Source organism: Paraburkholderia sediminicola (assembly GCF_046026855.1).
Taxonomy (GTDB): domain Bacteria; phylum Pseudomonadota; class Gammaproteobacteria; order Burkholderiales; family Burkholderiaceae; genus Paraburkholderia; species Paraburkholderia sediminicola_A.
Genome location: NZ_JAQQET010000012.1, coordinates 114,547 through 136,868 on the forward strand (window position 1 = coordinate 114,547; position 22,322 = coordinate 136,868).

The following is a 22,322-nucleotide window of genomic DNA, read 5'->3' on the forward strand; positions in this document are numbered from 1 at the left end:
ACTCGCTTGTTAGAAGAATCTGGAAAGCGGGTCCCAGCCAGAACCCGCGGTTGTGATCACGAAAGCACAGCCGAGATGAAATCCTGCGTGCGTTTATGTTTGGGTTGCCCGAGCACCTGATCAGGCGTGCCGGTTTCCACCACCTGCCCCTGATCCATGAAGACCACCCGGTTGGCCACCTCGCGTGCAAAACCCAGTTCATGCGTCACGACAATCATCGTCATGCCGCTTCGCGCCAGGTCCCGCATCACCGCCAGCACCTCGCCCACGAGTTCGGGATCCAACGCCGAGGTCGGCTCGTCGAACAGCATCAGTTGGGGATGCATCGCCAGTGCACGTGCGATAGCCACCCGTTGTTGCTGTCCGCCGGACAGTTCCACCGGAAACGCATCGCACTTGTGAGCGAGCCCTACCCGCTTGAGCAACGAACGCGCCTCTTCTTCCGCCTCCGCGCGCCGCCGTTTTAGAACCTGCACCGGACCTTCGATCACGTTCTCCAGCACCGTCTTGTGCGGGAACAGGTGGAATTTCTGGAACACCATGCCGGTCGCGAGGCGCTGGCGTGCCACCTGCCGCTCCGAGAGCTCGTGCAGCCGGTTGCCCACCCGCCGGTAGCCCGCCAGTTCGCCGTTCACCCACAGCGCCCCGTCGTTGATCTTTTCCAGCTGGTTGATGCACCGCAGGAACGTGCTCTTGCCCGAGCCCGACGGGCCGATCACGCACAGCACCTCGCCTTTGGCTACATCCAGCGTGATGCCCTGCAAGGCCTTGAACTCGCCATAGGACTTGCGCACGTCGACCGCGCGAACGATTGAATTCATTTCGGCTCCTTGCCCTGTGGTTACCGGCGCCTTCATTGCCTGCCCGATGCACGTCCCGCACCGCGCGCGTAGTGCCGCTCCACCCGCGACTGCGCGAACGACAGCACCGTCACCACCACCAGGTACCAGACTCCGGCCACCATCAGCAGCTCGATCACCCGTGCATTCGCGTAGTAGATGTTCTCGGCGTTGTGCAGCATCTCCGCGTACTGGATCACGCTCGCGAGCGAAGTCAGCTTCACCATGCCCACCAGCTCGTTGCCGATCGGCGGCACGATCACCCGCATCGCCTGCGGCAGAATCACCCGGCGCAACGCCTGCAACCGCGGCATGCCGATCGACTTGGCCGCTTCATACTGGCCCGTATCCACCGACAGCAGCCCCGCGCGCACCACTTCCGACGTGTACGCCCCCTGGTTGATCCCCAGACCCAGCAACGCCGCGAGGAACGGTGTCATGACGTCCACCGTGCGAAATTCGAACAGGCCCGGAATGCCCATCGACGGAAACACCAGAGCGAGGTTGAACCACAGCAGCAGTTGCAGGATCACCGGTGTGCCGCGAAACAGCCACACATAGCCTTGCGCGACTGCCTGCAGTACTGGATTGGGCGACAGCCGCATGATCGCGGTGATCACGCCAAGCACCACGCCCAGCGCCATCGCCAGCACCGTCATCACGATCGTGTTGACGAGGCCTGTCAGGATCGAACGCGCCGTCAGGAACCGCGCGACGTAACGCCATTCGATCTGGCCGTGTGCGAACGCCAGCATCACGTACCCAATCAACGCGATGATCGCCGCCGAGGCCACATAACGGCCCCAGTAGCGCCGCCGCACATGCACCAGATGCGAAATGTCGGTGACGTCCTCGCTCATCTCTGTCATCGGTTTCTGAGCCTCCGCGGACAGTGACGCCCGATCGTTGGAAACGCTTACCATGATGGCCCCCTGTAGTCGGCCGCCCACGCGCTCTGCCGGTCGATCGCGGCACGTAGCCGGGTGATCTGCTCTTCCACACGAGCTGGCGCCGTGCCGCCGTAGCCGCTGCGCGCGGCCACCGCCGCTTCGAGCGTCACGTGCTCCAGCACCGATGCCTCCAGCCGCGCATCCACTTGCGCCAATGTCGCCACCGACACGTCACCCAGCTCGATGCCCTGCTCCTCACACGCTCTCACCAGCGCGCCCGTGATCTCGTGCGCCTCGCTGAAGGGAATACCGCGCAGCGCGAGCCAGTCGGCCACCTCCGTGGCAAGCGTGAAGCCCAGCGGCGCCTGGCGGCGCATCTCGCCCACGTTCACCTGCATCGTGCGGATCATGCCTGCCATCGCCGGCAACACCAGCTCCAGCGTGTCGATGCTGTCGAACGCGGCGATCTTGTCTTCCGCCAGATCGCGGTTGTACGCGAGCGGCAGCGACTTCAGCGTCGCCAGCAGGCCGCCAAGATTGCCGATCAGCCGCCCTGCCTTGCCGCGCGTGAGCTCCGCGATATCCGAGTTCTTCTTCTGCGGCATGATCGAGCTGCCCGTCGCGTAGCCATCGTCCAGCACGACCCAGCCGAACTGACGCGTCGTCCACAGGATCACTTCTTCCGACAGTCGCGACAGATTCACCGACAGCATGCTCGCAATGAACACGAACTCCGCCACGTGATCGCGCGAGGCGACCGCGTCGATCGAGTTCTCGCACGGCGCGTCATAGCCCAACTCCACGGCCGACAGTTCCGGGCGCACGCAGATCGCCGAGCCCGCCAGCGCTGCCGCGCCCAGCGGCGAGCGCGCGCTGCGCCGGTCCCAGTCCACCAGACGATCGACGTCGCGGTAAATCGACTGCGCGTGCGCCAGCAAGTGATGCGCGAACACGACCGGCTGCGCCGGCTGCAGATGGGTAAAGCCCGCCGTCACACTGCGCGTGTGCGCATCGGCCTGTTCGATCAGTGCGTTCTGCAAATCGATCACCGCGTGCGCCAGCGTACGTGCCTTGTCGCGCAGGAACAGGCGCAGGTCGTTGGCCGCCTGGTCGTTGCGCGAGCGGCCCGCGCGCAGCTTGCCGCCGGTGGCGCCCAAACGTTGCGTCAATTCGCGTTCGAGGAACGTGTGCACATCCTCGTCATCCTGCGACGGGCCGATCTCGCCTGCAAGGTATTGCGCTTGCAGTCTGTCCATTTCGCCCAGCAGTTGCTGCAGTTCTTCCTCGGTCAGGATCTGCGCGCGGCGCAGTTCCTGTGCATGCGCGCGGGAACCGGCCAGATCGTAAGGCGCGAGCCGGAAGAAGCTCGGGTCCGAACGCGACAGCGCCTTGAGCGCCGCCGACGGCCCCGACTTGAAACGCCCGCCCCACAAACGCTCGATCGGTTCAGAAATATTCATCGCTGCCAGCCCTCAGTTAAGTTGACTCCACTGTACGTATCCAGTTTTTCTTCTTGTAGCGAGAATTAAATTCCGTTCAAATGAAATTTTTCTCAGCATCTCTTCCTGCCTCATGCGAAACCGTCTGCCACCGCTCAATCCTCTCCGTGCGTTCGAGGCCGCCGCGCGGCGCTCGAGCGTGGCCGGCGCCGCGCAGGAACTGCACGTGACCGCCAGCGCGGTCAGCCATCAGATCCGCATTCTCGAAGAAGCACTCGGCATTACGCTGTTCGTCAGATCAAAGGCGCGCGTGAAGCTGACGCGCGAAGGCGAGGCCTTGCTGCAGCCCGTCAAAAACGCGTTCGACATGATCGCCAACGCCGTGGTCAAACTGGACTCACCGGCGATGGCCGGCGATCTCGTCGTGTCCACGCCACTGCTGTTCACGTCGCGCTGGATGGCCCGGCACATCGGCGAGTTTCTCGACCGGTACCCGGCGATCAATCTGAAAGTGATCCCCTCCAACGACGACCGCGAGGTGTATTCGCCCGATGTCGACGTCTGCGTACGCTACGGAGAAGGCCGCTGGCGCGATCGTCACGTCACGCTGATTACGCATCCCGCGCTGTTTCCGGTTGTCAGTCCCGCCTTGATGAACAGTCCCAACGCGATCCGCAAGATCGGGGATCTCGCGGGCAAAGCGCTGTTTTGCGAGCACTCGGGGTCGTGGATGCGATGGCTCGCGCATGCGTCGGCCGACAAACTCGAGGGCATCAGGATTCTTGAAATCGGCAATGCGCATATCGGTATCGAAGCGGCGATTCACGGTCAGGGTGTAGCGCTAGGCGACAGTTTTTCGGTGCGGGACGACCTGATGGACGGCACGCTGATCCGGCCATTCAGCATCACCGTGCCGTCGAGACACGCGTATTACCTGGTGTCCCGGCAAGAGTTGTCCGATACGCCGCTCGTGTCGGCATTCGCCACGTGGCTGAGCGAGAACGTGGAATGACTCAGGTGCTTCAATGGTCCTTCACACCATTCATCGTGACCTGCTGAACCGCGCTCGATTGCAGGCCCCACTTCGCCACGATCGCACCGTATGTGCCGTTGGCGATCAGCTTGTCGAGCGCGGCGCGCACCGCATCGCGCAGCTTCGGGTTGGATTTCGCAAAGGCGATGCCTTCAGGCGAAGCCGCGAACGGTTCGCCAATCGGCTTGTAGGTGTTCGGTTCGAGCTTCATTGCGTACGGCAGGGTTTCGCTGCCCTGCACGCCCGCAACGATTCGCCCCTGCTTCAACTGCATACGTGCGGATGACGTGTCTTCCGTCCCCACCACCGTGACCGGCGCCTTGCCGACGCAGTTCTTCGCACTCCATGCTGCGGTGTCCGCCGGGAATGACGTGCTGCGGCTCGTGCCGACCGACTTCCCGCACAGATCCGCCGACTGCCGGATCTCGCCGCCCTGTGCGCCCGTCAGGATGTAGAACTGCGCGCCCGAATTCAGGTAATCGAGAAAATCCGCCGTATCGCGCCGCCCTGGCACATCGCTCAATCCGCTCAGCACCATGTCGACTCGCCCGGTAGCGAGCGAGGGCAGCAATTGTTCAAACGCCGACTCCTGCCAGTCCAGCTTGACGCCGAGTTGCTTTGCAATCGCATTACCGAGGTCGACATCGAAGCCGGTCAGTTCGCCGCTCTCCGGGTCTTTGTATTCCATCGGCGGATAGATCGAGTTGACCGCGACCTTGATGACTTTGGCCCTGGCAATCGAATCAGGCAACGCTTGCGCATGGGCAGCAGCGCCGAAGAGAAAGGTCGACAGGCAGACTGCCATCAAACGGGACGCAACGCGCAGCGGGTTCAGCTTGTACATGGAGACATACCTTTAAAGGATTGAACGCGTGTCATCAAAACCAATGGGTTTCCGTCACGGCCTGTCGCGCTATCGCAGCGCAGGTTGAGCCTCGGCATTACCGCCAAGCCACGGTAGAAGCGTCCGTGCGTCGGCGAGATTGTCCAGATCGAGTACTGCATCGGCAAGCGCGTTCGCCGACGTGTCGTCGAGCGCCATGGCGGCCAGGGCGTGGTACTTCGACAGCAAGTCCGCATCCGACAACGGATTGCGCGGATCGCCGAGCGGCGTGAGCACCTGCTGCGAGCGCGGCATCTCATCGGCGATCGTGAGCGTGACGATGGGCTCGTCCAGATCGGACATCGTCAGATCGACTTCGAGCGTGATGCGCTCCATCACCGCGGCCACGCGCGGATCGGTTCGTGCAGCCTCGAGATAAGCGGCAATCCCCGCGTGACCATAAACCAGCACCGAAGCAACCGCATACGGCAAGCTCATCTGCGACGAGGCCAGGTTGCGCAAATCGCGGCCACCGCACATGCCTTCGACGAATGCGCTCAATCTGACGTGCACACTGGAAAGCCTGTCCGGGTCACATTTGATGTCACGCAGCAGATCAAGCGTGGCATCGACTGCTGCATGCGTGCTGCGACACGACGCGTGCGGCTTGATCGAGCAACGCATGATCTTCCAGGTGTCGCCCAGTTCGTGCAGCAAGGCTTCGGGTTTCTGCGTGTCGGGAGCGAACGCGTTGAAGAAGCCGCCCCATACGTCCGCGAATACCTGCGTCGGGCCACTGACGTTTTCCCTCGCCAGCAATGCCGCCAGCAGTCCACCTTCAGCCGCGCGGCCGGTGTGCATGCGTTTCGTTTGCGACGCGTCGTGGATGAAACCCCATAGGCCGCCGCTGAAGCTGCCCGCATGGCCGAACGCCGCGCCGGTTTGCACGGCATCGAGTCCGAGGAGGCGCGCGCTTGCCGCCGCCGCGCCGAACACGCCGCAGGTCATCGTCGAATGCCAGCCGCGTGCATTGTGCGGCGAATATCCGCCGCACGCTTCGAGCACTCGCCTGCCGACGTCATAGCCGAGCACCACGGCCGCAATCAACGCCCGCCCCGACACCGGGCGCGGTGAGCACGCAAGCGCCGCGAATGCGGCGGGCAGCACGACGGCGCCGGAATGGTCACAGCCGCCCGAGTCGTCGAGTTCCAATGCATGCGCGGCAACGCCGTTGACGAAGGCCGCGCCGCGCGGGCCGAGCGACTGCCGCGTGCCCCACACCTGCGCCACGCCTGGGCCATCGCCGGACATGACCGCCCGCGCGCTGCGCGACTCCACGGCCAGGGCACCGGCCAGCGACGCGCCGAGCGTGTCGAGGATATGCCGCCTGGCTTTATGGACGACGGCAGTTGGCAGCGCGTCGTGGGGTACGCCGGCGACGAATGCTGCCAGTTGCTCCGACAGCGACAGATCACGCGTGCTCATCGTGCAGCCTCCCGATGCCGTGCAAAAACGTCGACAGGATGACCCGGCTCATTGCCGTCGACGTTCTCGCGCCACCAGGCGGCCACTTCCGTGCCCGTCGCGAACCACACGTCGTCATGCGAACGCATCTCCGCGAGCAACTCGCGCAGCACGTCGATACGCCCCGCCGTACCGATGAGTTCCGGATGCAGCCTCAGCACAAAGCACAAACCGAAGCGGCGGAACGCCGCGAAATCCTGCTTCCAGTTCGCCAGCACTTCCCGATACGAGGGAATCCGCGGCTGTCCGACCGGTACTGCGGGCGACAGGTTGTAGACGAAGTACGGTTCGTCTTCGAGTTCATAGTGAAGCGGCAGTTCGACCAGCGGCGGCGTGTCGCCGGCCATCACCGTGCCTGCCGTCGCGTCGGGCAGATGAAAATACGGCAGATCGTCGCCGCGCCATGAAGACGACCACGTGACCCCTTCGCTGCGAAGAAAGTCCGCGAAGCCCGGTGCCCAATTGCCGTAGAAGGAACGAAAACCCTGCACGCGCCGACCGAGCGTGTCGACGAGCGCTTGCTGACCTGCAAGGAACGCTTGTCGTTGCTCATCGAACGTGAGTGTGTCGAAGTTCTCGCAGCGAAATCCGCTCGTGCCGATTTCGTGTTGCTGCGCGTCGATACGGCGCAGCAAGTCCGTGTGGGTCTGGGCAACGCGTCCGGGCAAGAACCAGCTCGAGCGGACATCAAACTCGTCGAAGGCGTCGAGCACGCGATCCACGCCCCGTTTCGCGCCATAGCGCCAGACCGAAAGCGATTTCTCGCGGCCGGCGATACGCGGCTCCTGAGTCAGGATGCCGTGTTCGTCGTTGAAGTCGACCGTGACGACCACCGCGCAGCGCGCGTTGTGTGGCCAGTGCAGTGCATTCATGCGCTGAACTCCTGCGCGTGTCCCGACGTATTGCTATCGAGCCACCATTGCGCGACGTCGCGGCACGTGGCGAACCAGACGTCGCCTTGAGCGTGCATGTGGTCGATCAGTCGTTCAAGCAGCCCAATACGGCCGGGTTTGCCGGACACCTTCGGATGAAACAGCGTGGTCAGGCAAAGTCCGTCGCGATGCGAGCCGTCGAATTCACGACGCCAGTTGTCGAGGGTCGCGTCATAGCTTGCAATGCGGTCGAGGCTCGCCGGAAAATCCGGGTTGCGGTGATAGGCCAGCGACGCGTAATCGTCGAGCTCCCAGCGGCCCGGAATTTCGACCATGGGCTCGGCGATGCCCTCGGCGTACAGCAGATAAGGGCGATCGTCGCCACGCATCGAACTCGAATAGCGCACGCCGGCTTCCATCAACACGCGAATCGTGTCCGGCCCCCAGTCGCCCGATGGCGTGCGAAAACCAACCGGCTGAATGCCGAGATATTTGGCGAAGACTTCCGCTGAACGTTCCATCACCACGCGTTGGCCGTCGCGATCCAGGGTCCAGAAAGCCTCGTGCCGGTAACCGTGATAAGCGATCTCGTGGCCACCCGCGATGATCGCCGCACATTGATCCGGCCAGTTTTCGACCACCCAGGCCGGCACGAAGAAAGTCGCCGGTACGCGCCGCTCGTTGAGCATATCGAGCAGACGGCCAAGCGCGCGCCACGGGCCGTAACTGCCCAGGGTGAAATACGAAGGGTTGGTCCAGATCGAACCGTTGAGCATCGCATCGCCGGTCGGGCCGTCGAGATCGAACGCGAGCGCGACGCAGGAACGGTGTCCTTCCGGCCAGCGCGGCGCGGTCCGGAGCGGCTGGCGCTCGACATATTCCATGTGAGAAACGTTGCCCGGCTCCTGAGGCGCACTTGCACTGTATGCATGGCTTTGTGACACGGGCGTACCCTGGTGCGTGGGCAACGTGACGTTAGATCGGACCAAACGAAAACTCCCTTTAACGCATTGTTCGACACGGTATCGATCCGGTGCTTCTGCCCGCTACGTAAGGCAGGGCCGTTGCTCAGCGCGGGTGCCGTCGCACTCGCGGCGAGGTGCTTTCGGGTGTGGAAATCCGGACTCGCTGAAGGAATTTAAGAACGCCAATTTTCCAGCCACAAACGGTAAAATCTCATGGTTACCATGCGAGTTGTGCATAAATGAAGATCGAACGCTATCCTCCCTTCAACGTGCTGCAAACCCTGCTGGTGGTCGCCCGCTGCGGCAACTTCACGGCTGCATCGCAGCAACTGTTTCTCAGCCAAAGCGCGGTGAGCCGGCATATTCAACAGATCGAGGAGTATTTCGGTTGCGCGCTGTTCGTCAGGCACACCCGCATAGTCGTGCAGACTGCGGAGTGTCAACGGTTGGTGCCGATCGTCGAAGAGTTGCTGGCAACCGCGCGTCGTTCGATGCACATCACAAACTCCGGTGGCCAGACCATTACCCTGCGCGTCACGCCCACGCTGGCGGCGCGCTGGCTGCTGCCGCGCCTGACCGACTTCTACGCTGAAGTTCCAGGTACGCAGTTGAATATCGACACCGCATGGTTCCTGCCGACCAATTTCGGCGAAGGCACGCTCGACGCCGCGATCCTGTTCGGAACCGGCAATTGGGAGGGATTGGAAGCGACCTGTCTGATGCGCGAGAGATTGACGCCGGTCTGCTCGCCGCAGATCGCCAACGGCCCCCCCCCGCTCGTAGAACCAGAAGATCTGAAACACCACACCTTGCTGCATTCCAGCTTCGGCCGGCGAGGCTGGATCCTGTGGTTGCAGCAGGAGGGCAACCTCGCCGCGCATACGTATCGGGAGCAGGTGTTCGACACGCTGGACCTCGCATTCAGCGCCGCGGCACGTGGCTTGGGTGTAGCGCTGGGGGATCTGAATCTGGTCGAAGAGAATCTGACAAACGGCTCACTGGTGACGCCGTTCAAGCGCGTGGTGGAGACCGGAGCGGGATATTATCTGGTGCATCCGCCGCGCAATGAATATCGCGAGAAATTGAAGCCACTTCTTCGGTGGTTGCAGGCGAGCGTGGCAGCGTAATCAGCGGCAGCGTCGAAGCGCCTGACGGCAGATTAATACGCGTTGAGCCAACTATACGACAACGCTGCCAGTGAAGTCCGGCAGGTCGGCGACAACACTGTTGGGCAAGCTGACTTAGCCACTTGCACCAATTTCGCGTAGGGAAAAGCTGAATCTGGTTGCGCGTTCGGTCACGGGACGAAAACGAACGGCTTGTAGTTCACGCAGCAAAGCGCCAAAGCGGAAGCAACGGCATTAATGCCTGGTAGGCGAAGTGCAAGCGCGGCCCCACACTTGATTTCTCTTGCGCTCCCAAGCCTGTTAATCGTTTTAATAGGATGATCTCACTACTTTTAACGAGTAAAAAATGATCGGATAGTACGCCCCTGACTACCAAGGAGGCTTTGTCATGCGTATCTTTCTCACGGGTGCAACCGGATTCATCGGTTCGGCCCTCGTCCCCGAACTCATCAAAGCTGGCCATCAGGTGATCGGCATGACCCGCTCGGAAACCGGCGCCCAGGCGCTCGTTGCGGCGGGGGCTGAGGTGCATCACGGAGCCCTGGAAGATCCCGAGAGCTTGCGTAGCGGTGCCGCGAAAGCAGAAGGCGTCATCCACACGGCCTTCGATCACGACTTTTCAAGGTTTGTCGAGAATTGCGAAAAGGACAAGCGTGCCATCGCGGCACTCGGCTCTGCCCTCGCGGGCTCTGATCGTCCCCTCGTCATCACCTCCGGAACCGGGATAGGCAACCCTGAGTTCGGGCAGCCTTCAACCGAAGACGTCTTCAATATCAACCATCCCAATCCGCGCATCGCGTCCGAACTCGCAGGAAATGAGTTGCTGGAGAAAGGTGTCAACGTATCGGTGGTGCGGCTGCCGCAGGTTCACAACACGGTCAAGCAGGGACTCATCACGCCACTCGTCGCGATCGCTCGTGAAAAAGGTGTGTCAGCCTATGTGGGCGAAGGCCGTAATCGCTGGCCGGCGGGCCATTTGCTCGATGTGGCGCGTCTTTATCGTCTCGCCGTGGAAGCGAGTGAACCGGGCGCACGTTATCACGCGGTCGGCGAAGAAGGCGTCAGCAGTCGCGAGATCGCTGAGGCCCTTGGACGAGGTCTGAATCTGCCGGCTGTTTCCATCGCACCGGAAAAAGCGGCAGAGCATTTTGGGTGGATGGGGATGTTTGTCGGCATGGACTTTCCGGCTTCCAGCGCCCAAACACAGGCGCGACTGGGTTGGCATCCGACCGGTCCGAGGCTCATCGCCGATCTCAACGAAATGCGCTACGTTTGATTATCTTCGCTGGTGCGGCAGGGTTGTAGAATCTTGCCCGCGTCGGGCTGACATTCGACGTGGGGCATGTTTTCTTTTGCGGATGCATCCGCTACGCGAGAGGTTCTGCTGGGACCGACGGCGACCAAAGCTGCCGTCAGTTGTTACTATGCAGGTCCACCCCAGCGGGAGGAATCGCAGATACGCATCCTCCGTCGAGAGGACGTCATCCGTGTTCGATGCCAACCAGCCGCGCGTCCAGCCGCCGCGCCAGTGCTGCGCCGCCTTTGCGCATCACTGCATCGTGATTCCATTTGAAAACCGGTCGCAACAGCGGCGCCAATGCGTTCATCCATGTGCGGGTGGTATGCACGCGCCAGTCATAGCGAACCTCGGTAAGATTGCGTCCATCGGTCGAAAAACTCCACCGGCCGACGCCTTCAACATCGCCACTGGCTTGCCCCTCCAGCGCGATCAACGGGTCGACGCGCGTCACCCGCATATCGAACACGAGGCGATAGGGCAACCAGCCTTTCCACGTATAACGTTGCACAACACCCACGCCTTGATCGGAACCCGCCTCCAGCTGGTCCACGCGCTCGACATTATTCCACCACTCGGGCCAGCGCGCCGAATCCTGGATTGCCGCCCAGACTTCCTGCACCGGCGCATCGATGCGCCAGATGGTGGAAAAGCGGTATTCGACCGTCCGCAAGCTGCCTCCACTCTTCGTGTTCTTCTGGAGATTTTGTCAGATGCTCACCGCACTTGCCATTCGCGGCGAAACAGCACCGCTGTTTTCAATCCTCGATATCTCGTCGAGCCATCTGCAAAGCGTAAGACAGTTAGAGACAGCCGGTTGGGGCACGAAAACCCGACTTCAGGACCCGAAGCTTGGCTCCTCGCCCGGTCTGATCGATCACGGCGTATTGCGTAACAGCGTAGCGCACGATCTGAAACCCTCTCTCTCCTGCTCACCATTTCCAGGTCCTCCGATACGAGCGATAACCCGGCTTAAACGATGAGTTAAGCTTCTCCCATGGACATCCGCCAGCTCAAATATTTCGTTGCGATCGTCGACTGCGGCAGCCTGTCGAAGGCGGCCGAACAGCTTTGTGTCGCTCAGCCTTCGCTCAGCCAGCAGGTCGCCGGACTCGAAATCGAACTGAAAGCGACGCTACTGCTGCGCAGCCATCAGGGCGTGCAGCCGACCGAAGCCGGTCGCGCACTCTATCTTCGCGCTCGCGACGTCCTCCGCCAGATGGCGCAGATTCCGCTTGCGGTGCGCGTGAACGGCACGGAGTCCGGTCAGGTCGCAATCGGTCTGCCGACCAGTGTCGCGGTGGTGTTCGCGTTGCCGCTGTTCGACTATGTACGGCGTCATTATCCCGGCATCCGCCTGCAGATCGTCGAAGGGATGAGCGGTTACCTTGCCGAACTGATGGCGAATGGCCGGCTCGACATGGCGATCCTGTTTCGCGAATCGGAAACGCGAGGCGTCTCGGTACATCCGCTTTTCGAAGAAAACCTGTTCGTGTTCGGACAGATCGATGGCATCGGCCCGGCGCAAGACGTACCGTTGCGCCAGCTCGCGAACACGCCCATGGTGCTGCCGAGCGCGGCGAACGGCTTGCGCGTACTGATCGAACGCGCCTTTGCGCGCGAAGGCGTCGACCCCGATATCGTCGGCGATGTCGACTCGCTCCCGACCATGCTCGCCATCGCGCGTCAGGGCGAGGTCGTGACGATCGTTTCGTCGGATGCGTTCGGGCGCAACACCGCGGACCAGCATCTGATCCATCGCCTTGTCGATCCGGAAATCAGCCGCCCCGTCGGCTTGTGTGTACCGAATGCGCTGCCCACCAGCGCCGCGTCGCTGGCGATTCAGAAGGTCGTCACGCGCCTCGTGGCCGAACTGATCGAAAGCGGCGTCTGGTCTGGCGTGCTGCAACGCAACGACGCCGGAACGGGGAAGATATAGGCGTCGCCTATACCCGGTAGCTCGAATCGGTATTTCACGCCGACTCTGCGTGCGTCTAAATTGTGGCCTTCGTAGTCGATAAAAGACGCTCGCAGAGAGCTCGAAGGAGACGCATGTACACCCAGATTTTCGATCCCGTCGCGCATTCGATAGGGGCTTCCGCGGCGTTCGCCGCCCTTCCCCTCCTTACCCTCTTCGTTCTGCTCGGCGTGCTGCGTTTGCAGGCGCGCTGGGCAGCGCTTGCCTCGCTCGCCGTCTCGATGGCGGTCGCGGTCTTCGTGTATGGAATGCCCGCTAGCCAGACAGCCAGCGGCGCGCTTGAAGGCGCCGCGATCGGATTCTTCCCGATCATCTGGATCGGCATCAATGCAATCTGGCTGTTCAAGCTGACGCAGGAAAGCGGCCACGCCGACGTGCTGCGGCGCGCGCTCGCCCGCGTCAGCGCTGACCAACGTGTGCAGGCGGTGTTGATCGCGTTCTGCTTCGGCGCGCTGCTGGAAGCGCTGGCTGGCGGCGGCGCGCCGGTGGCAATCTGTGCGGTGCTCTTGATTTCGATTGGCATCGAGCCGTTAAAAGCCGCAGCGGTTTGCCTGATCGCGGACACGAGCCCGGTCGCGTTCGGCGCACTCGGTTTGCCCATTACCGTGCTCGCCAAGATCACCCGTTTGCCGGTCCACGAGATCAGCGTGATGGTGGGACGGCAAACGCCGTTGCTGTCGCTCTTCATTCCGTTGATCCTCATATTTATCGTCGACGGACGGCGCGGAATAAAGGAAGTCTGGCCGCTCGCCCTGGTCACAGGGTTGGTGTTTGCGCTTGCGCAGTTTGCGGGATCGATGCTGCTGCCGGTCGAACTCGTCGATATCGTCGCCGCACTGATCTGCGCAGGTGTTTCCATCGTCTTCCTGCGTGCGTGGTCGCCGGCCGTGTTGCGCGCCGACCTCGCCGGCGCGGGAACGGCTGTTGCGAATTCCGGCGGTCAGCAGCGCCTTGAACCCAACCGCGATCTGGCGGGCGTGTCTCACAGTGCCGCCATGACGATGCCAATGCCGGGCTCGGCCACGCGTTTCCATCACGCGGCCGGACGCGGCAATGCACCTGCCGACTCCGCCCAGGCGCCCGATTCGCGCGCCGAGGTCCTGCGCGCGCTCGCGCCCTACGCCGCCGTGATTCTCGTCGTCGCGTCGACGCAGATCGGCTTTATCGGCCATGCGCTAGGCGTCATCACCTCGACGTTTGCATGGCCCGGTCTGCACGTCGTCGATCCGAAAGGCGCAGCCGTATCGGCTGTCAACGCCAAGTTCGAATGGCTGCTTTCCGCGGGTTCGATCGTATTGATCGCCGGTTTGCTGTCCGCGCCCATCCTTAAAGTCAGCGCAGCTGTTGCCACCCGGACCTATCTGAAGAACCTGCATGAACTGCGCTGGGCCGTCTTCACGGTGTGCTGTGTGGTCGGCGTGGCCTACGTGATGAACCTGTCCGGTCAGATCGTGACGCTTGGCATCTGGGCGGCCAAGGCGGGTCCGGCTTTCGCGCCGGTCTCGCCGGTTCTCGGCTGGTTCGCGACCGCGCTCACCGGCTCGGATACGTCCGCGAATGCGCTGTTCGGCATGCTGCAACTCACCACTGCGCATCACACTGGCCTGTCCGACATTTTGTTGACCGCGGCCAATACGTCGGGCGGTGTGGTCGGCAAGGCGATTTCGCCGCAGAACCTCGCGGTCGGCGCGGTGGCGGTTGGCATGATGGGCAAGGAAGGTGTGCTGTTCAGGCGCGTGGCCGGCTGGACCGTCCTGATGATCGCGGCCCTCAGCCTGCTCGTCTATCTCCAGTCCACACCGGTCCTGAGCTGGATGGTGCCGTAATCGACAACGTCACCGCCGCGCAGCAGGAAAAGATTGAACACCGGCTTTACGCATTGAAATACTGAGGATATGCAGAAGATGAACCATCCACTCAACGACATCACGGTCGTCTCGATCGAGCAGGCCATTGCCGCACCGCTGGCAAGCCGGCATCTGGCCGATTGGGGCGCGCGCGTCATCAAGATCGAGCGCCCGGAAGTCGGCGACTTCGCCCGCAACTACGACACCGCGATGGATGGCCTGTCGAGCCAGTTCGTCTGGACCAATCGTTCGAAGGAGAGCCTTGCGCTCGACATCAAGACCGATCGCGGACAGGAAACACTTGAGGCGCTGCTCGCTCGTGCGGACGTCTTTATCCAGAATCTGGCGCCCGGCGCCGCGCAGCGCCAGGGACTCGATGCGAAGTCTCTGGTTGCGCGTTTTCCGCAACTGATTGCCTGCGATATTTCCGGCTACGGCTCCAACGGACCGTATAGCGACAAGAAGGCCTACGACCTGCTGGTGCAATGCGAGACCGGCTTCCTGTCGATCAACGGCACGCCTGAGACGCCGTCGAAGTGCGGCCTCGCGATTGCCGATATCGCGACCGGCATGTATGCGCTGAACGGCATCCTGATGGGCCTGCATCAACGCGCGCGCACTGGCAAGGGCATGGCGTTCGAGGTCTCATTGTTCGACGCGCTGACCGAGTGGATGAGCTACCCGGCGTACTACACGCGCGGCCGCGGCGAGCCGGTTCCGCGTAGCGGCGCACGGCACGCGACCATCGCGCCATACGGTCCGTTCGCAACCGGCGACGGCAAGACGGTTTTCTTCGGTATCCAGAACGAACGTGAGTGGCTCAGCTTCTGCACAGTCGTACTGGACGATGCCGCTATCGCGGTTGAGCCGCGCTACGTCTCGAACTCGTTACGGGTCGCCAATCGCGAGGCGCTGGAACAGACGATCGAGCAGCGCTTCGCCTCATGGAGCAGCGCGGAAGTGCTGGCACGGCTGGATCGCGCGTCGATTGCGAACGGCATGATGAACGACGTCGAGGCACTGCTTGAGCACCCGCAATTGCGCGAGCGCAATCGCTACCGCAGTGTTGAAACCGAGAGCGGACCGCACGACATGTTTCTTCCGCCCGTTACGATCCCGGGGCTCGAACCGGTGATGGGTCCGGTGCCGGCGGTCGGCCAGCATACCGAGGCCATTCTCGCGGAAATCGAAGCGCACGCGCGCGCGCAACGGAGCGGCTCATGAATCGATTCGAATCCGATCCGAACCTGAAGCCGCGCACGCGTACGACACGCACGGTGCTGGCTGTGCCTGGGCATCGCATGAAGATGTTGCAATCGGCGGCGGCGTGCCCGGCCGATGCGGTGTTCATCGATCTTGAAGATGCCGTGCCCGTCGACAAAAAGGAAGAAGCGCTCAAAACAGCCGTACAGGCGCTCACCGAACTCGACTGGGGCGACAAAACCGTCGCGGTCAGAATCAACTCGAACGAGCGCGGCATCGACGAACATGAAGTCCGGACGCTGGTCGCCGAAGCGCCGCGGCTCGATTCAATCCTCATTCCCAAGGTGGAATCGACCGACGTCATTGCACAGACGCAGCGGCTGCTAGCCGCGCGACCTGAGTCATTCGCGCCGCTCGAGATCGAGGCGTTGATTGAGACGGCACGCGGTATCGTGAATGTCGACAACATTGCCGGATCGAGTGACTGGCTCACCGCCTTGCATTTCGGCGTCGGCGACTTTTCGGCGTCGATTGGCGCGCGCAACGTCGAGATCGGCGGCACCCACCCCGGTTATGCCGTCACGCTCAAGGACGAAGCGGGCAACTATGCCGCCACACCGCTCGACTTGTGGACGTATCCAATGATGCGGATTCTGGTCGCCGCGCGCGCTTTCGGACTGCGTGCGATCGATGGCCCATGTGGGGCGTTCCGCGATCCCGTGCTGACGCGGGCATGGGCGCTGAAAGCCGCGGCGATGGGCTATGACGGCAAGCAGGTCATCCATCCCGGGCAGATCGAGGCGACCCGTTCGGCATTTTCACCCACGGACGATGAAGTGCGTGACGCCCGCCGAACCGTGGAAGCGCTCGAAGCGGCACAAGCCGCAGGCCTTGCGGCCATTTCGCTTGACGGCAAGCTGGTCGATTTCGCGAACGTACGGATGGCGCAACGGATCCTTGCGATGGCGGAACGGGGGTAAGTAGAGCCCAGTAGCCGTTCAATTCGCCGCAGGGACTTTCGCGCTTTCAGCGCGGCATGCGCCTTTCATGCTCGAATAGAGCTGTTGCTCCGTGACATGACTTTGATAGGTGGTATCGATGCCTTCGTGCAGACGCTGCTTGTAATCGTCAGGCGCACGCATTGGCATGATGACGGCGTCGAGGCGCGCATGAGCTTCGCTCACGGGGACGCCGTCGTCGCGCCATTTCGCCGCGGCCGACGCAGTTTGCGCCACGAGATAGCATTTCTGCTGCTGCGACATCAGCGACAGCGCGGGTCCCATGCTGTCGTATTTCGCGGTCGCGCATCCCGTTAGAAACGTTGCGCCGACCAGTACCACCTGGAATCTTCTTTTCATTGCACCCCCCGGATTTCAGACGAACATTTCGATTACTTCCGCTGAATCGATCCTCTGAGCATCAACCATCCGATTCACCGGTGATTCAGTTCTCGTTCGTGTCTGGGTAAAGCGTAGCACACGGTAGGAAGGATCGGTTTCGGCCATGCGGTTCGCGTGGTACTTCCGGTTTCCAACTGGGTTCAGACCTGTATGTTTGCAGGATTGCAAAGAGCGCATGCGACGTGGTCTGCGGAAGACTGTAAATGCGACGTCGCCCTCTATGAGCAGCCTTAGGGCTTGTCTCTCTTTCCGCTTGGTAAACACATGCCCTCGCACTCGAGCCACGAGCGGAACAGCGCGACCAGATCGTCTTCAGATTTCCCGTCCGGAACGTAAGTGCAATAGCTCCGGGACGGCAGACGAGGACCGGCGAACGGCGCAACAAGCCGGCCAGCAGCAAGATCGTCTGATACAAGCGCAGTTGGTCCCATCGCGATGCCTATGCCGTCGATGGCAGCCTGCAGCGTCAGATAGAAGTGATCGAAGGTTAGAGTGGCAGCCGGCCGGAGTGCAGAAATCTGTGCCCTCGCCAGCCAGTCCGGCCAGAGTCGCGGCAGACTCGACGTGTGCAGCAACGTATGCTGCCGCATATCCTCAGGTATCCGAAGCGGTACGCGCTCCAACAGCGCCGGACTGCACACCGGGAGTCTCTCCTCGGACAGGAAAGGTCGCATCGAATAGCCATAGAACGTGTCCGGACCGCCCCGGATAATGACGTCATAGATCTCTTTCAGACTCTCCACCGGCTCGTTCGACGTCTCCACCTTGACGTCCACGTCGGGATGCCCGGCACGGAATTTCGCCAGTCTCGGCACCAGCCAGCGCAACGTAAAGGTCGCGGGTGCGTTCACGGACAGTGCCCGGGAGAGCGTTTCGGGGAAACCATATCGGGCGGTTGCCTGCGCGAGCTGCCCGAACAAGGGCCCGATTTCCGCCAGGTAGGCTTTCGCCGCCGGAGTCAGCACCACGCGCCGGTTGTGCCGTTCAAACAACGGTGCGCCCAGCCAGTCCTCAAGCAGGCGCACGTGCTGACTCACCGCACCGTGAGTCACGTGCAATTCCGCGGCGGCTTCCTTGAAGCTGCCTAGCCGGCCAGCAGCCTCGAAGGCACGCAATGCATTGAGTGGAGGCAATATCCGCTTCATTCGAAATAGTTTATCTAACGCGAATCAGCAATTTATCTGGTTTGTTGGGCCGTCACAAGATAGATATCCTTCTTGCTACACCCTTTCTTCGAAACCCGCATGCTGAGTTATACCGGCGGTCTCGTCCTCCTTGCCGCCGTGCTCCACGCGAGTTGGAACGCGATGCTGCATGGCAACCGCGACCGGTTCCTGTCCATGACGTGGATGAGCATCGCCATCGCAGCGGTCTCTACGGTCGTGATTCTGTTCACACCGTTGCCGGCCGGCGCGGCGTGGCCGTACATCGTCACATCGGGGCTCGTGCATATCGTCTACAACGTGACGCTTGTACGGTCGTACCGCCGCAACGATCTGGCGCAGGCGTATCCGATCGCGCGCGGCTCATCGCCACTGCTCGTCACGCTCGGCGCGGCGCTCTTCGCGCATGAGGCGATCGGCCCCATGCACGCTTTGGGGATCGCGATGATTTCGGGTGGCATCATCGCGATCGCGCTGGAGGGACGTCGTGTGTCGCGCGCGGGCGCACTGGCCGCGCTAACGACCGGCGCGACGATCGCGCTCTATACCGTGATCGACGGCATCGGCGTGCGCTTATCCGGCGGCGAGGCGCTCGCCTACACCGCGTGGATGTTCCTGTTCTATTGGCTGATGCCGGTGCTGTTCGTCGCGACGCGTGGGCTTGCGGCGCTGTGGGCGCCGGCACGGACTGCGCCAATGGCAATCGGCTCGTCACTCGTCGGTGGTCTCGTGTCGATCGCGGCGTATGGCATCGTGATCTGGGCGCTGCAGTCGGGCGCGATGGGTGCGGTATCGGCGTTGCGCGAGACCAGTGTGGTGTTTGCGGTGCTGATCGGGCGAATGCTTCTGCGGGAAACGGTCAGTGGCAAGCGTTGGCTCACGTGCGTGATCGTTGCGGGTGGGGCAGTTTGTTTGGGGCTTTGAGATTGCCTGAACCAGCATGCCGTCGGTCACCATGCCCGCCCACGATCACACTTGCGCGCAGCGAAATCAACCAGGGCGAAATCTTAACGTACATCCCCCTTTTTTAATGGCACCCCGGATCGCACGCAATCCTTAAGCTTGCGGCAGCCTGGATTTGAGTGCCTTCTTCGCCCATTCTAAATTTTCGTGAGGAATATCGACATGCCAAAGACTCCAGATCGCGCCCCGCAGGCGCCGCTCATTCTGATAACAGGTGGAAGTCGTGGTGTCGGCGCGGCGACTGCGCGGCTTGCTGCGGCACAAGGTTACGATGTAGCGATAAGCTTCGTCTCCAACGAGTCTGCCGCCCTCGCGGTGGCGGCTGACGTAGAAGCTGTAGGGCGCCGGGCTTTACCCGTGCGCGCGGATAGCGCGGATCCAGAGCAGGTCGCTCAATTATTCACCGCAATCGACCGGGCGTTTGGCCGGATCGATGTGCTGGTGAACAACGCCGCGGTACTTGCACCGCAGTCCCGGCTGGAGGATCTCGAATTCGAGCGGATGCGGCGTATTTTCGCGATCAACTCGATCGGCCCTATCCTCTGTGCACAGCAGGCGGTGAAACGGATGTCGTATCGTCACAACGGGCGGGGCGGCGCCGTGATCAACATCTCGTCGGCATCGGCCCGGCTCGGCAGTCCAAACGAATATGTCGACTACGCGGCGTCGAAGGGCGCCCTGGAGACATTCACTATCGGCTTTGCCAAAGAAGTCGCGCGGGATGGGATACGCGTCAACTGCATTCGCCCTGGGCACATCTACACTGACATGCATGCTAGCGGCGGAGAGCCGGGACGGGTGGATCGCGTCAAAGACTCGATCCCCATGGGAAGAGGCGGTCAACCTGAAGAGGTCGCGCGGGCGATCCTATGGCTGGCAAGCGCCGAGGCGTCCTTCATCACCGGCACGTTCCTCGATGTCACTGGCGGCAAGTGAGCAACAGGGTACGGCGCCGAGCCCTTCCCTCGACGCATCGTGCCAGGCATCTGCGCCCAGACGCTCTCGGCGACGCGCTCAACGCATGAAGCGCGCCGCAATCCAACACATCGTCAGACAGTCTCGCCTTGCAGCCGGAACACGTTGACGACGTCGCGTAGCATCTGCGCCTGCTCCTGCATCGATTGCGCGGCGGCAGCGGCTTCTTCGACCATCGCCGCGTTCTGCTGCGTCGTCTCATCCATTTGCGCAATGGCGACGTTCACCTGCTCGATGCCACGGCTTTGTTCGTCGGAGGCAGCCGAGATTTCGCTGATGATGTCGGTGACACGCTTCACTGCATCAACCAGCGAATGCATCGTGCCGCCCGCTTTTTCGACGAGCGCCTTGCCGTCGTCGACTCGTTCCACCGAATCCTCGATCAGGCTCTTGATCTCCTTCGCCGCATCCGAGCTGCGGCGTGCAAGATTGCGCACTTCGCCCGCTACGACTGCGAAGCCGCGCCCTTCTTCTCCAGCACGTGCCGCTTCGACGGCTGCGTTCAAGGCGAGAATATTGGTCTGGAACGCAATGCTTTCGATCACCGCAATGATGTCGACGACGCGTGCCGAACTCGCCGCGATATTTTGCATGTTCGCGACCACCTGCTGAACGACCTCGCCGCCCTCACCCGCGAGTTTCGATGCGCTGCGCGCCATCTGGTTCGCCTGCAATGCATTGTCGGCGTTCTGCTTCACGGTCGCAGTGAGTTGCTCCATGCTCGCTGCGGTTTCGCCCAGCGACGAAGCCTGCTCCTCAGTACGCGCCGACAGATCGAGATTGCCCGCTGCGATCTGCTCTGCCGCGACAGTGATCGTTTCAGTGCCGCCGCGAATGCGCCGCATCGCCTCAGCCAACCGGCTCTGCATGCGCTGCATCGCGAACAGCATGCTTTGCTGATCGTCGCGATCTAGTGCAACAGGACGAGACAGATCACCGCCCGCGATGGTTTCCGCCACGTGCGCAGCATAGGCCGGCTCGCCGCCGAGACTGCGTTTCACGTTGCGGATGATCAGCACAAGCGCGATCGTGCTGACACTGCCGATCGCAAGAATGGTGATCAGATAACGCAGCAGATCGGCGCGGAACGCTTCGTTGATATCGTTCACATAGACGCCTGAAATCAGATACCAATCCCACGCGTCGAAGCGTTTAACGAAGCTGATTTTCGGCACGTGGTCAGTTTTGCCGGGCAATCTCGCCATATAGTTGACAAAGCCCTGTCCTTGCGATTGCGCGAGCTTGACCATCTCGACGAACAGGAGCTTGCCGTCGGTATCCGCGTAGTGCGTAACGTCCTTGTTGCGTAGATCCGCGAGCGTCGGATGCATGATGACGACCGGTGTCGCTGTCGTGATAATCATGTAGCCATTGCCGGAATAGCGCATCACCGAGAGTCGCGCCATCGCCTGCTGCTTCGCCTGATCGAGCGTCAGTTCATGCCGGTCGACGAGCTTCGCGTAGTCGGCCACGATGCCGTACGCGGATTCGACTACGTTTTGCACTGCCGCCTTGCGCTCCGACAGCATCGTCGTGCGCGACTGCCAGGAGGCCCACCCGCCGAGACCCAGCAGGCCAAGCCACGTAATCAATAATGCAAGCCACAGTTTGGTATTCAAGCTGAGTCGGTTCACGCCGTTTTCTCCCTAGCCATCCATCGCCGGCTCAACCGCCAGGCTCAGTATCCAACCACTCTGGCGGCGCAACGAGTGCGAGAGCCGTCAGAGGGTTATCGCTGATTAACGGCACGGCGGCGCATTTCCTGAATCGGGAAACACCCGAACCGGACGATGCGCTGCCGCGCCCGGCTATCGATCGGCTTTTAATGAGAACGAGGCGTGAAGCTCGTGATTGTCAACAATCGGCGAATACGGCGGGTTACTACGCCGTTTTGAATCGCAGTAGCACTTTGCAACCAGGCTGGTTATCGCCGATCGTAATCTCCGCGTCATGAACCCGCGCGATTGCCGCGACGAGGCTTAAG

20 protein-coding genes are annotated in these 22,322 nt (G+C 61.9%); 9 read left to right on the forward strand and 11 right to left on the reverse strand.

Going from position 1 to position 22,322, the window contains the following annotated elements; genetic code table 11:
• Positions 1-56 precede the first annotated feature (56 nt).
• The 3 genes from PQR40_RS15415 to argH are packed head-to-tail and all read right to left on the reverse strand — an operon-like array spanning position 57 to position 3,189.
• Positions 57-821, reverse strand: coding sequence for an amino acid ABC transporter ATP-binding protein (locus PQR40_RS15415; RefSeq protein ID WP_097392724.1), 765 nt, complete (start codon positions 819-821; stop codon positions 57-59).
• Between the two features lie 32 nt (positions 822-853).
• Positions 854-1,708: an amino acid ABC transporter permease gene (locus PQR40_RS15420; RefSeq protein ID WP_408230605.1), complete on the reverse strand. Its 855-nt coding sequence runs from the start codon at positions 1,706-1,708 to the stop codon at positions 854-856.
• Positions 1,709-1,755: 47 nt separating this feature from the next.
• Positions 1,756-3,189, reverse strand: a complete 1,434-nt coding sequence (gene argH / locus PQR40_RS15425; protein ID WP_408509312.1) for an argininosuccinate lyase — start codon at positions 3,187-3,189, stop codon at positions 1,756-1,758.
• 112 nt (positions 3,190-3,301) lie between these two features.
• Here argH and PQR40_RS15430 point away from each other — a divergent pair, with 112 nt between their 5' ends.
• The gene (locus PQR40_RS15430) at positions 3,302-4,180 is read left to right on the forward strand and encodes a LysR substrate-binding domain-containing protein (protein ID WP_408230599.1); all 879 of its coding nucleotides are present in this window, start codon (positions 3,302-3,304) and stop codon (positions 4,178-4,180) included.
• A gap of 10 nt (positions 4,181-4,190) precedes the next feature.
• Here PQR40_RS15430 and PQR40_RS15435 read toward each other — a convergent pair whose 3' ends face one another.
• The 4 genes from PQR40_RS15435 to PQR40_RS15450 all read right to left on the reverse strand — a co-directional run bounded on the left by PQR40_RS15435 (position 4,191) and on the right by PQR40_RS15450 (position 8,304).
• Positions 4,191-5,045: an ABC transporter substrate-binding protein gene (locus PQR40_RS15435; RefSeq protein ID WP_408509313.1), complete on the reverse strand. Its 855-nt coding sequence runs from the start codon at positions 5,043-5,045 to the stop codon at positions 4,191-4,193.
• 69 nt (positions 5,046-5,114) lie between these two features.
• On the reverse strand, positions 5,115-6,509 hold the full coding sequence (locus PQR40_RS15440; RefSeq protein WP_408509314.1) for an MmgE/PrpD family protein: 1,395 nt from the start codon (positions 6,507-6,509) through the stop codon (positions 5,115-5,117).
• Positions 6,506-7,420, reverse strand: a complete 915-nt coding sequence (locus PQR40_RS15445) for a polysaccharide deacetylase family protein (protein WP_408509315.1) — start codon at positions 7,418-7,420, stop codon at positions 6,506-6,508. Before PQR40_RS15445 ends, PQR40_RS15440 begins: the two co-directional genes overlap by 4 nt.
• Positions 7,417-8,304 carry a polysaccharide deacetylase family protein gene (locus PQR40_RS15450; protein ID WP_408509316.1) on the reverse strand — a complete coding sequence of 296 codons (888 nt, stop codon included), beginning with the start codon at positions 8,302-8,304 and terminating at the stop codon, positions 7,417-7,419. The genes PQR40_RS15445 and PQR40_RS15450 overlap by 4 nt, the downstream gene beginning before the upstream one ends.
• A 320-nt stretch (positions 8,305-8,624) precedes the next feature.
• Here PQR40_RS15450 and PQR40_RS15455 point away from each other — a divergent pair, with 320 nt between their 5' ends.
• Both PQR40_RS15455 and PQR40_RS15460 read left to right on the forward strand, forming a co-directional pair.
• Positions 8,625-9,512, forward strand: a complete 888-nt coding sequence (locus PQR40_RS15455) for a LysR substrate-binding domain-containing protein (RefSeq protein ID WP_408509317.1) — start codon at positions 8,625-8,627, stop codon at positions 9,510-9,512.
• A 388-nt stretch (positions 9,513-9,900) separates the two neighbouring features.
• A complete protein-coding gene (locus tag PQR40_RS15460) occupies positions 9,901-10,788 on the forward strand; it encodes an SDR family oxidoreductase (RefSeq protein WP_408509318.1) in 888 nt (295 codons plus the stop codon).
• A gap of 205 nt (positions 10,789-10,993) precedes the next feature.
• Here PQR40_RS15460 and PQR40_RS15465 read toward each other — a convergent pair whose 3' ends face one another.
• Positions 10,994-11,482 (reverse strand): SRPBCC family protein, encoded by a 489-nt coding sequence (locus PQR40_RS15465; RefSeq protein WP_408509319.1) that lies wholly within the window; start codon positions 11,480-11,482, stop codon positions 10,994-10,996.
• A 324-nt stretch (positions 11,483-11,806) separates the two neighbouring features.
• Between PQR40_RS15465 and PQR40_RS15470 the strand changes: the two genes are divergently transcribed.
• The 4 genes from PQR40_RS15470 to PQR40_RS15485 all read left to right on the forward strand — a co-directional run bounded on the left by PQR40_RS15470 (position 11,807) and on the right by PQR40_RS15485 (position 16,817).
• Positions 11,807-12,748: a LysR substrate-binding domain-containing protein gene (locus PQR40_RS15470; RefSeq protein ID WP_408389387.1), complete on the forward strand. Its 942-nt coding sequence runs from the start codon at positions 11,807-11,809 to the stop codon at positions 12,746-12,748.
• Between the two features lie 113 nt (positions 12,749-12,861).
• Positions 12,862-14,613, forward strand: a complete 1,752-nt coding sequence (locus tag PQR40_RS15475) for an L-lactate permease (RefSeq protein ID WP_408338084.1) — start codon at positions 12,862-12,864, stop codon at positions 14,611-14,613.
• 78 nt (positions 14,614-14,691) lie between these two features.
• A complete protein-coding gene (locus PQR40_RS15480; RefSeq protein ID WP_408389389.1) occupies positions 14,692-15,858 on the forward strand; it encodes a CaiB/BaiF CoA transferase family protein in 1,167 nt (388 codons plus the stop codon).
• Complete coding sequence (locus PQR40_RS15485; RefSeq protein ID WP_408338080.1) at positions 15,855-16,817, forward strand: HpcH/HpaI aldolase/citrate lyase family protein; 963 nt, start codon at positions 15,855-15,857, stop codon at positions 16,815-16,817. Before PQR40_RS15480 ends, PQR40_RS15485 begins: the two co-directional genes overlap by 4 nt.
• Positions 16,818-16,835: 18 nt before the next feature.
• On the opposite strand, the gene PQR40_RS15490 is transcribed toward PQR40_RS15485, so the two are convergent.
• Positions 16,836-17,195 carry a hypothetical protein gene (locus tag PQR40_RS15490; RefSeq protein ID WP_408338078.1) on the reverse strand — a complete coding sequence of 120 codons (360 nt, stop codon included), beginning with the start codon at positions 17,193-17,195 and terminating at the stop codon, positions 16,836-16,838.
• 272 nt (positions 17,196-17,467) lie between these two features.
• A complete protein-coding gene (gene gcvA / locus PQR40_RS15495) occupies positions 17,468-18,382 on the reverse strand; it encodes a transcriptional regulator GcvA (protein WP_408230559.1) in 915 nt (304 codons plus the stop codon).
• Between the two features lie 99 nt (positions 18,383-18,481).
• Between gcvA and PQR40_RS15500 the strand changes: the two genes are divergently transcribed.
• Complete coding sequence (locus PQR40_RS15500) at positions 18,482-19,324, forward strand: EamA family transporter (protein WP_408509320.1); 843 nt, start codon at positions 18,482-18,484, stop codon at positions 19,322-19,324.
• A gap of 201 nt (positions 19,325-19,525) precedes the next feature.
• The gene (locus PQR40_RS15505; protein ID WP_408509363.1) at positions 19,526-20,299 is read left to right on the forward strand and encodes an SDR family oxidoreductase; all 774 of its coding nucleotides are present in this window, start codon (positions 19,526-19,528) and stop codon (positions 20,297-20,299) included.
• Between the two features lie 113 nt (positions 20,300-20,412).
• Here the strand turns inward: PQR40_RS15505 and PQR40_RS15510 are convergent, their stop codons facing one another.
• Positions 20,413-21,972, reverse strand: a complete 1,560-nt coding sequence (locus PQR40_RS15510) for a methyl-accepting chemotaxis protein (RefSeq protein ID WP_408230550.1) — start codon at positions 21,970-21,972, stop codon at positions 20,413-20,415.
• Positions 21,973-22,322: the final 350 nt, after the last annotated feature.

Coding starts and splice junctions, on each gene's coding strand:
- PQR40_RS15480 (WP_408389389.1), top strand. CDS start 14,692: ATGAACCATCCACTCAACGACATCACGGTCGTCTCGATCGAGCAGGCC.
- PQR40_RS15505 (WP_408509363.1), top strand. CDS start 19,526: ATGCCAAAGACTCCAGATCGCGCCCCGCAGGCGCCGCTCATTCTGATA.
- PQR40_RS15475 (WP_408338084.1), top strand. CDS start 12,862: ATGTACACCCAGATTTTCGATCCCGTCGCGCATTCGATAGGGGCTTCC.
- PQR40_RS15500 (WP_408509320.1), top strand. CDS start 18,482: ATGCTGAGTTATACCGGCGGTCTCGTCCTCCTTGCCGCCGTGCTCCAC.
- PQR40_RS15430 (WP_408230599.1), top strand. CDS start 3,302: ATGCGAAACCGTCTGCCACCGCTCAATCCTCTCCGTGCGTTCGAGGCC.
- PQR40_RS15470 (WP_408389387.1), top strand. CDS start 11,807: ATGGACATCCGCCAGCTCAAATATTTCGTTGCGATCGTCGACTGCGGC.
- PQR40_RS15485 (WP_408338080.1), top strand. CDS start 15,855: ATGAATCGATTCGAATCCGATCCGAACCTGAAGCCGCGCACGCGTACG.
- PQR40_RS15455 (WP_408509317.1), top strand. CDS start 8,625: ATGAAGATCGAACGCTATCCTCCCTTCAACGTGCTGCAAACCCTGCTG.
- gcvA (WP_408230559.1), bottom strand. CDS start 18,382: ATGAAGCGGATATTGCCTCCACTCAATGCATTGCGTGCCTTCGAGGCT.
- PQR40_RS15420 (WP_408230605.1), bottom strand. CDS start 1,708: ATGACAGAGATGAGCGAGGACGTCACCGACATTTCGCATCTGGTGCAT.
- PQR40_RS15440 (WP_408509314.1), bottom strand. CDS start 6,509: ATGAGCACGCGTGATCTGTCGCTGTCGGAGCAACTGGCAGCATTCGTC.
- PQR40_RS15445 (WP_408509315.1), bottom strand. CDS start 7,420: ATGAATGCACTGCACTGGCCACACAACGCGCGCTGCGCGGTGGTCGTC.
- PQR40_RS15490 (WP_408338078.1), bottom strand. CDS start 17,195: ATGAAAAGAAGATTCCAGGTGGTACTGGTCGGCGCAACGTTTCTAACG.
- PQR40_RS15415 (WP_097392724.1), bottom strand. CDS start 821: ATGAATTCAATCGTTCGCGCGGTCGACGTGCGCAAGTCCTATGGCGAG.
- PQR40_RS15460 (WP_408509318.1), top strand. CDS start 9,901: ATGCGTATCTTTCTCACGGGTGCAACCGGATTCATCGGTTCGGCCCTC.
- PQR40_RS15435 (WP_408509313.1), bottom strand. CDS start 5,045: ATGTACAAGCTGAACCCGCTGCGCGTTGCGTCCCGTTTGATGGCAGTC.
- PQR40_RS15450 (WP_408509316.1), bottom strand. CDS start 8,304: ATGGAATATGTCGAGCGCCAGCCGCTCCGGACCGCGCCGCGCTGGCCG.
- argH (WP_408509312.1), bottom strand. CDS start 3,189: ATGAATATTTCTGAACCGATCGAGCGTTTGTGGGGCGGGCGTTTCAAG.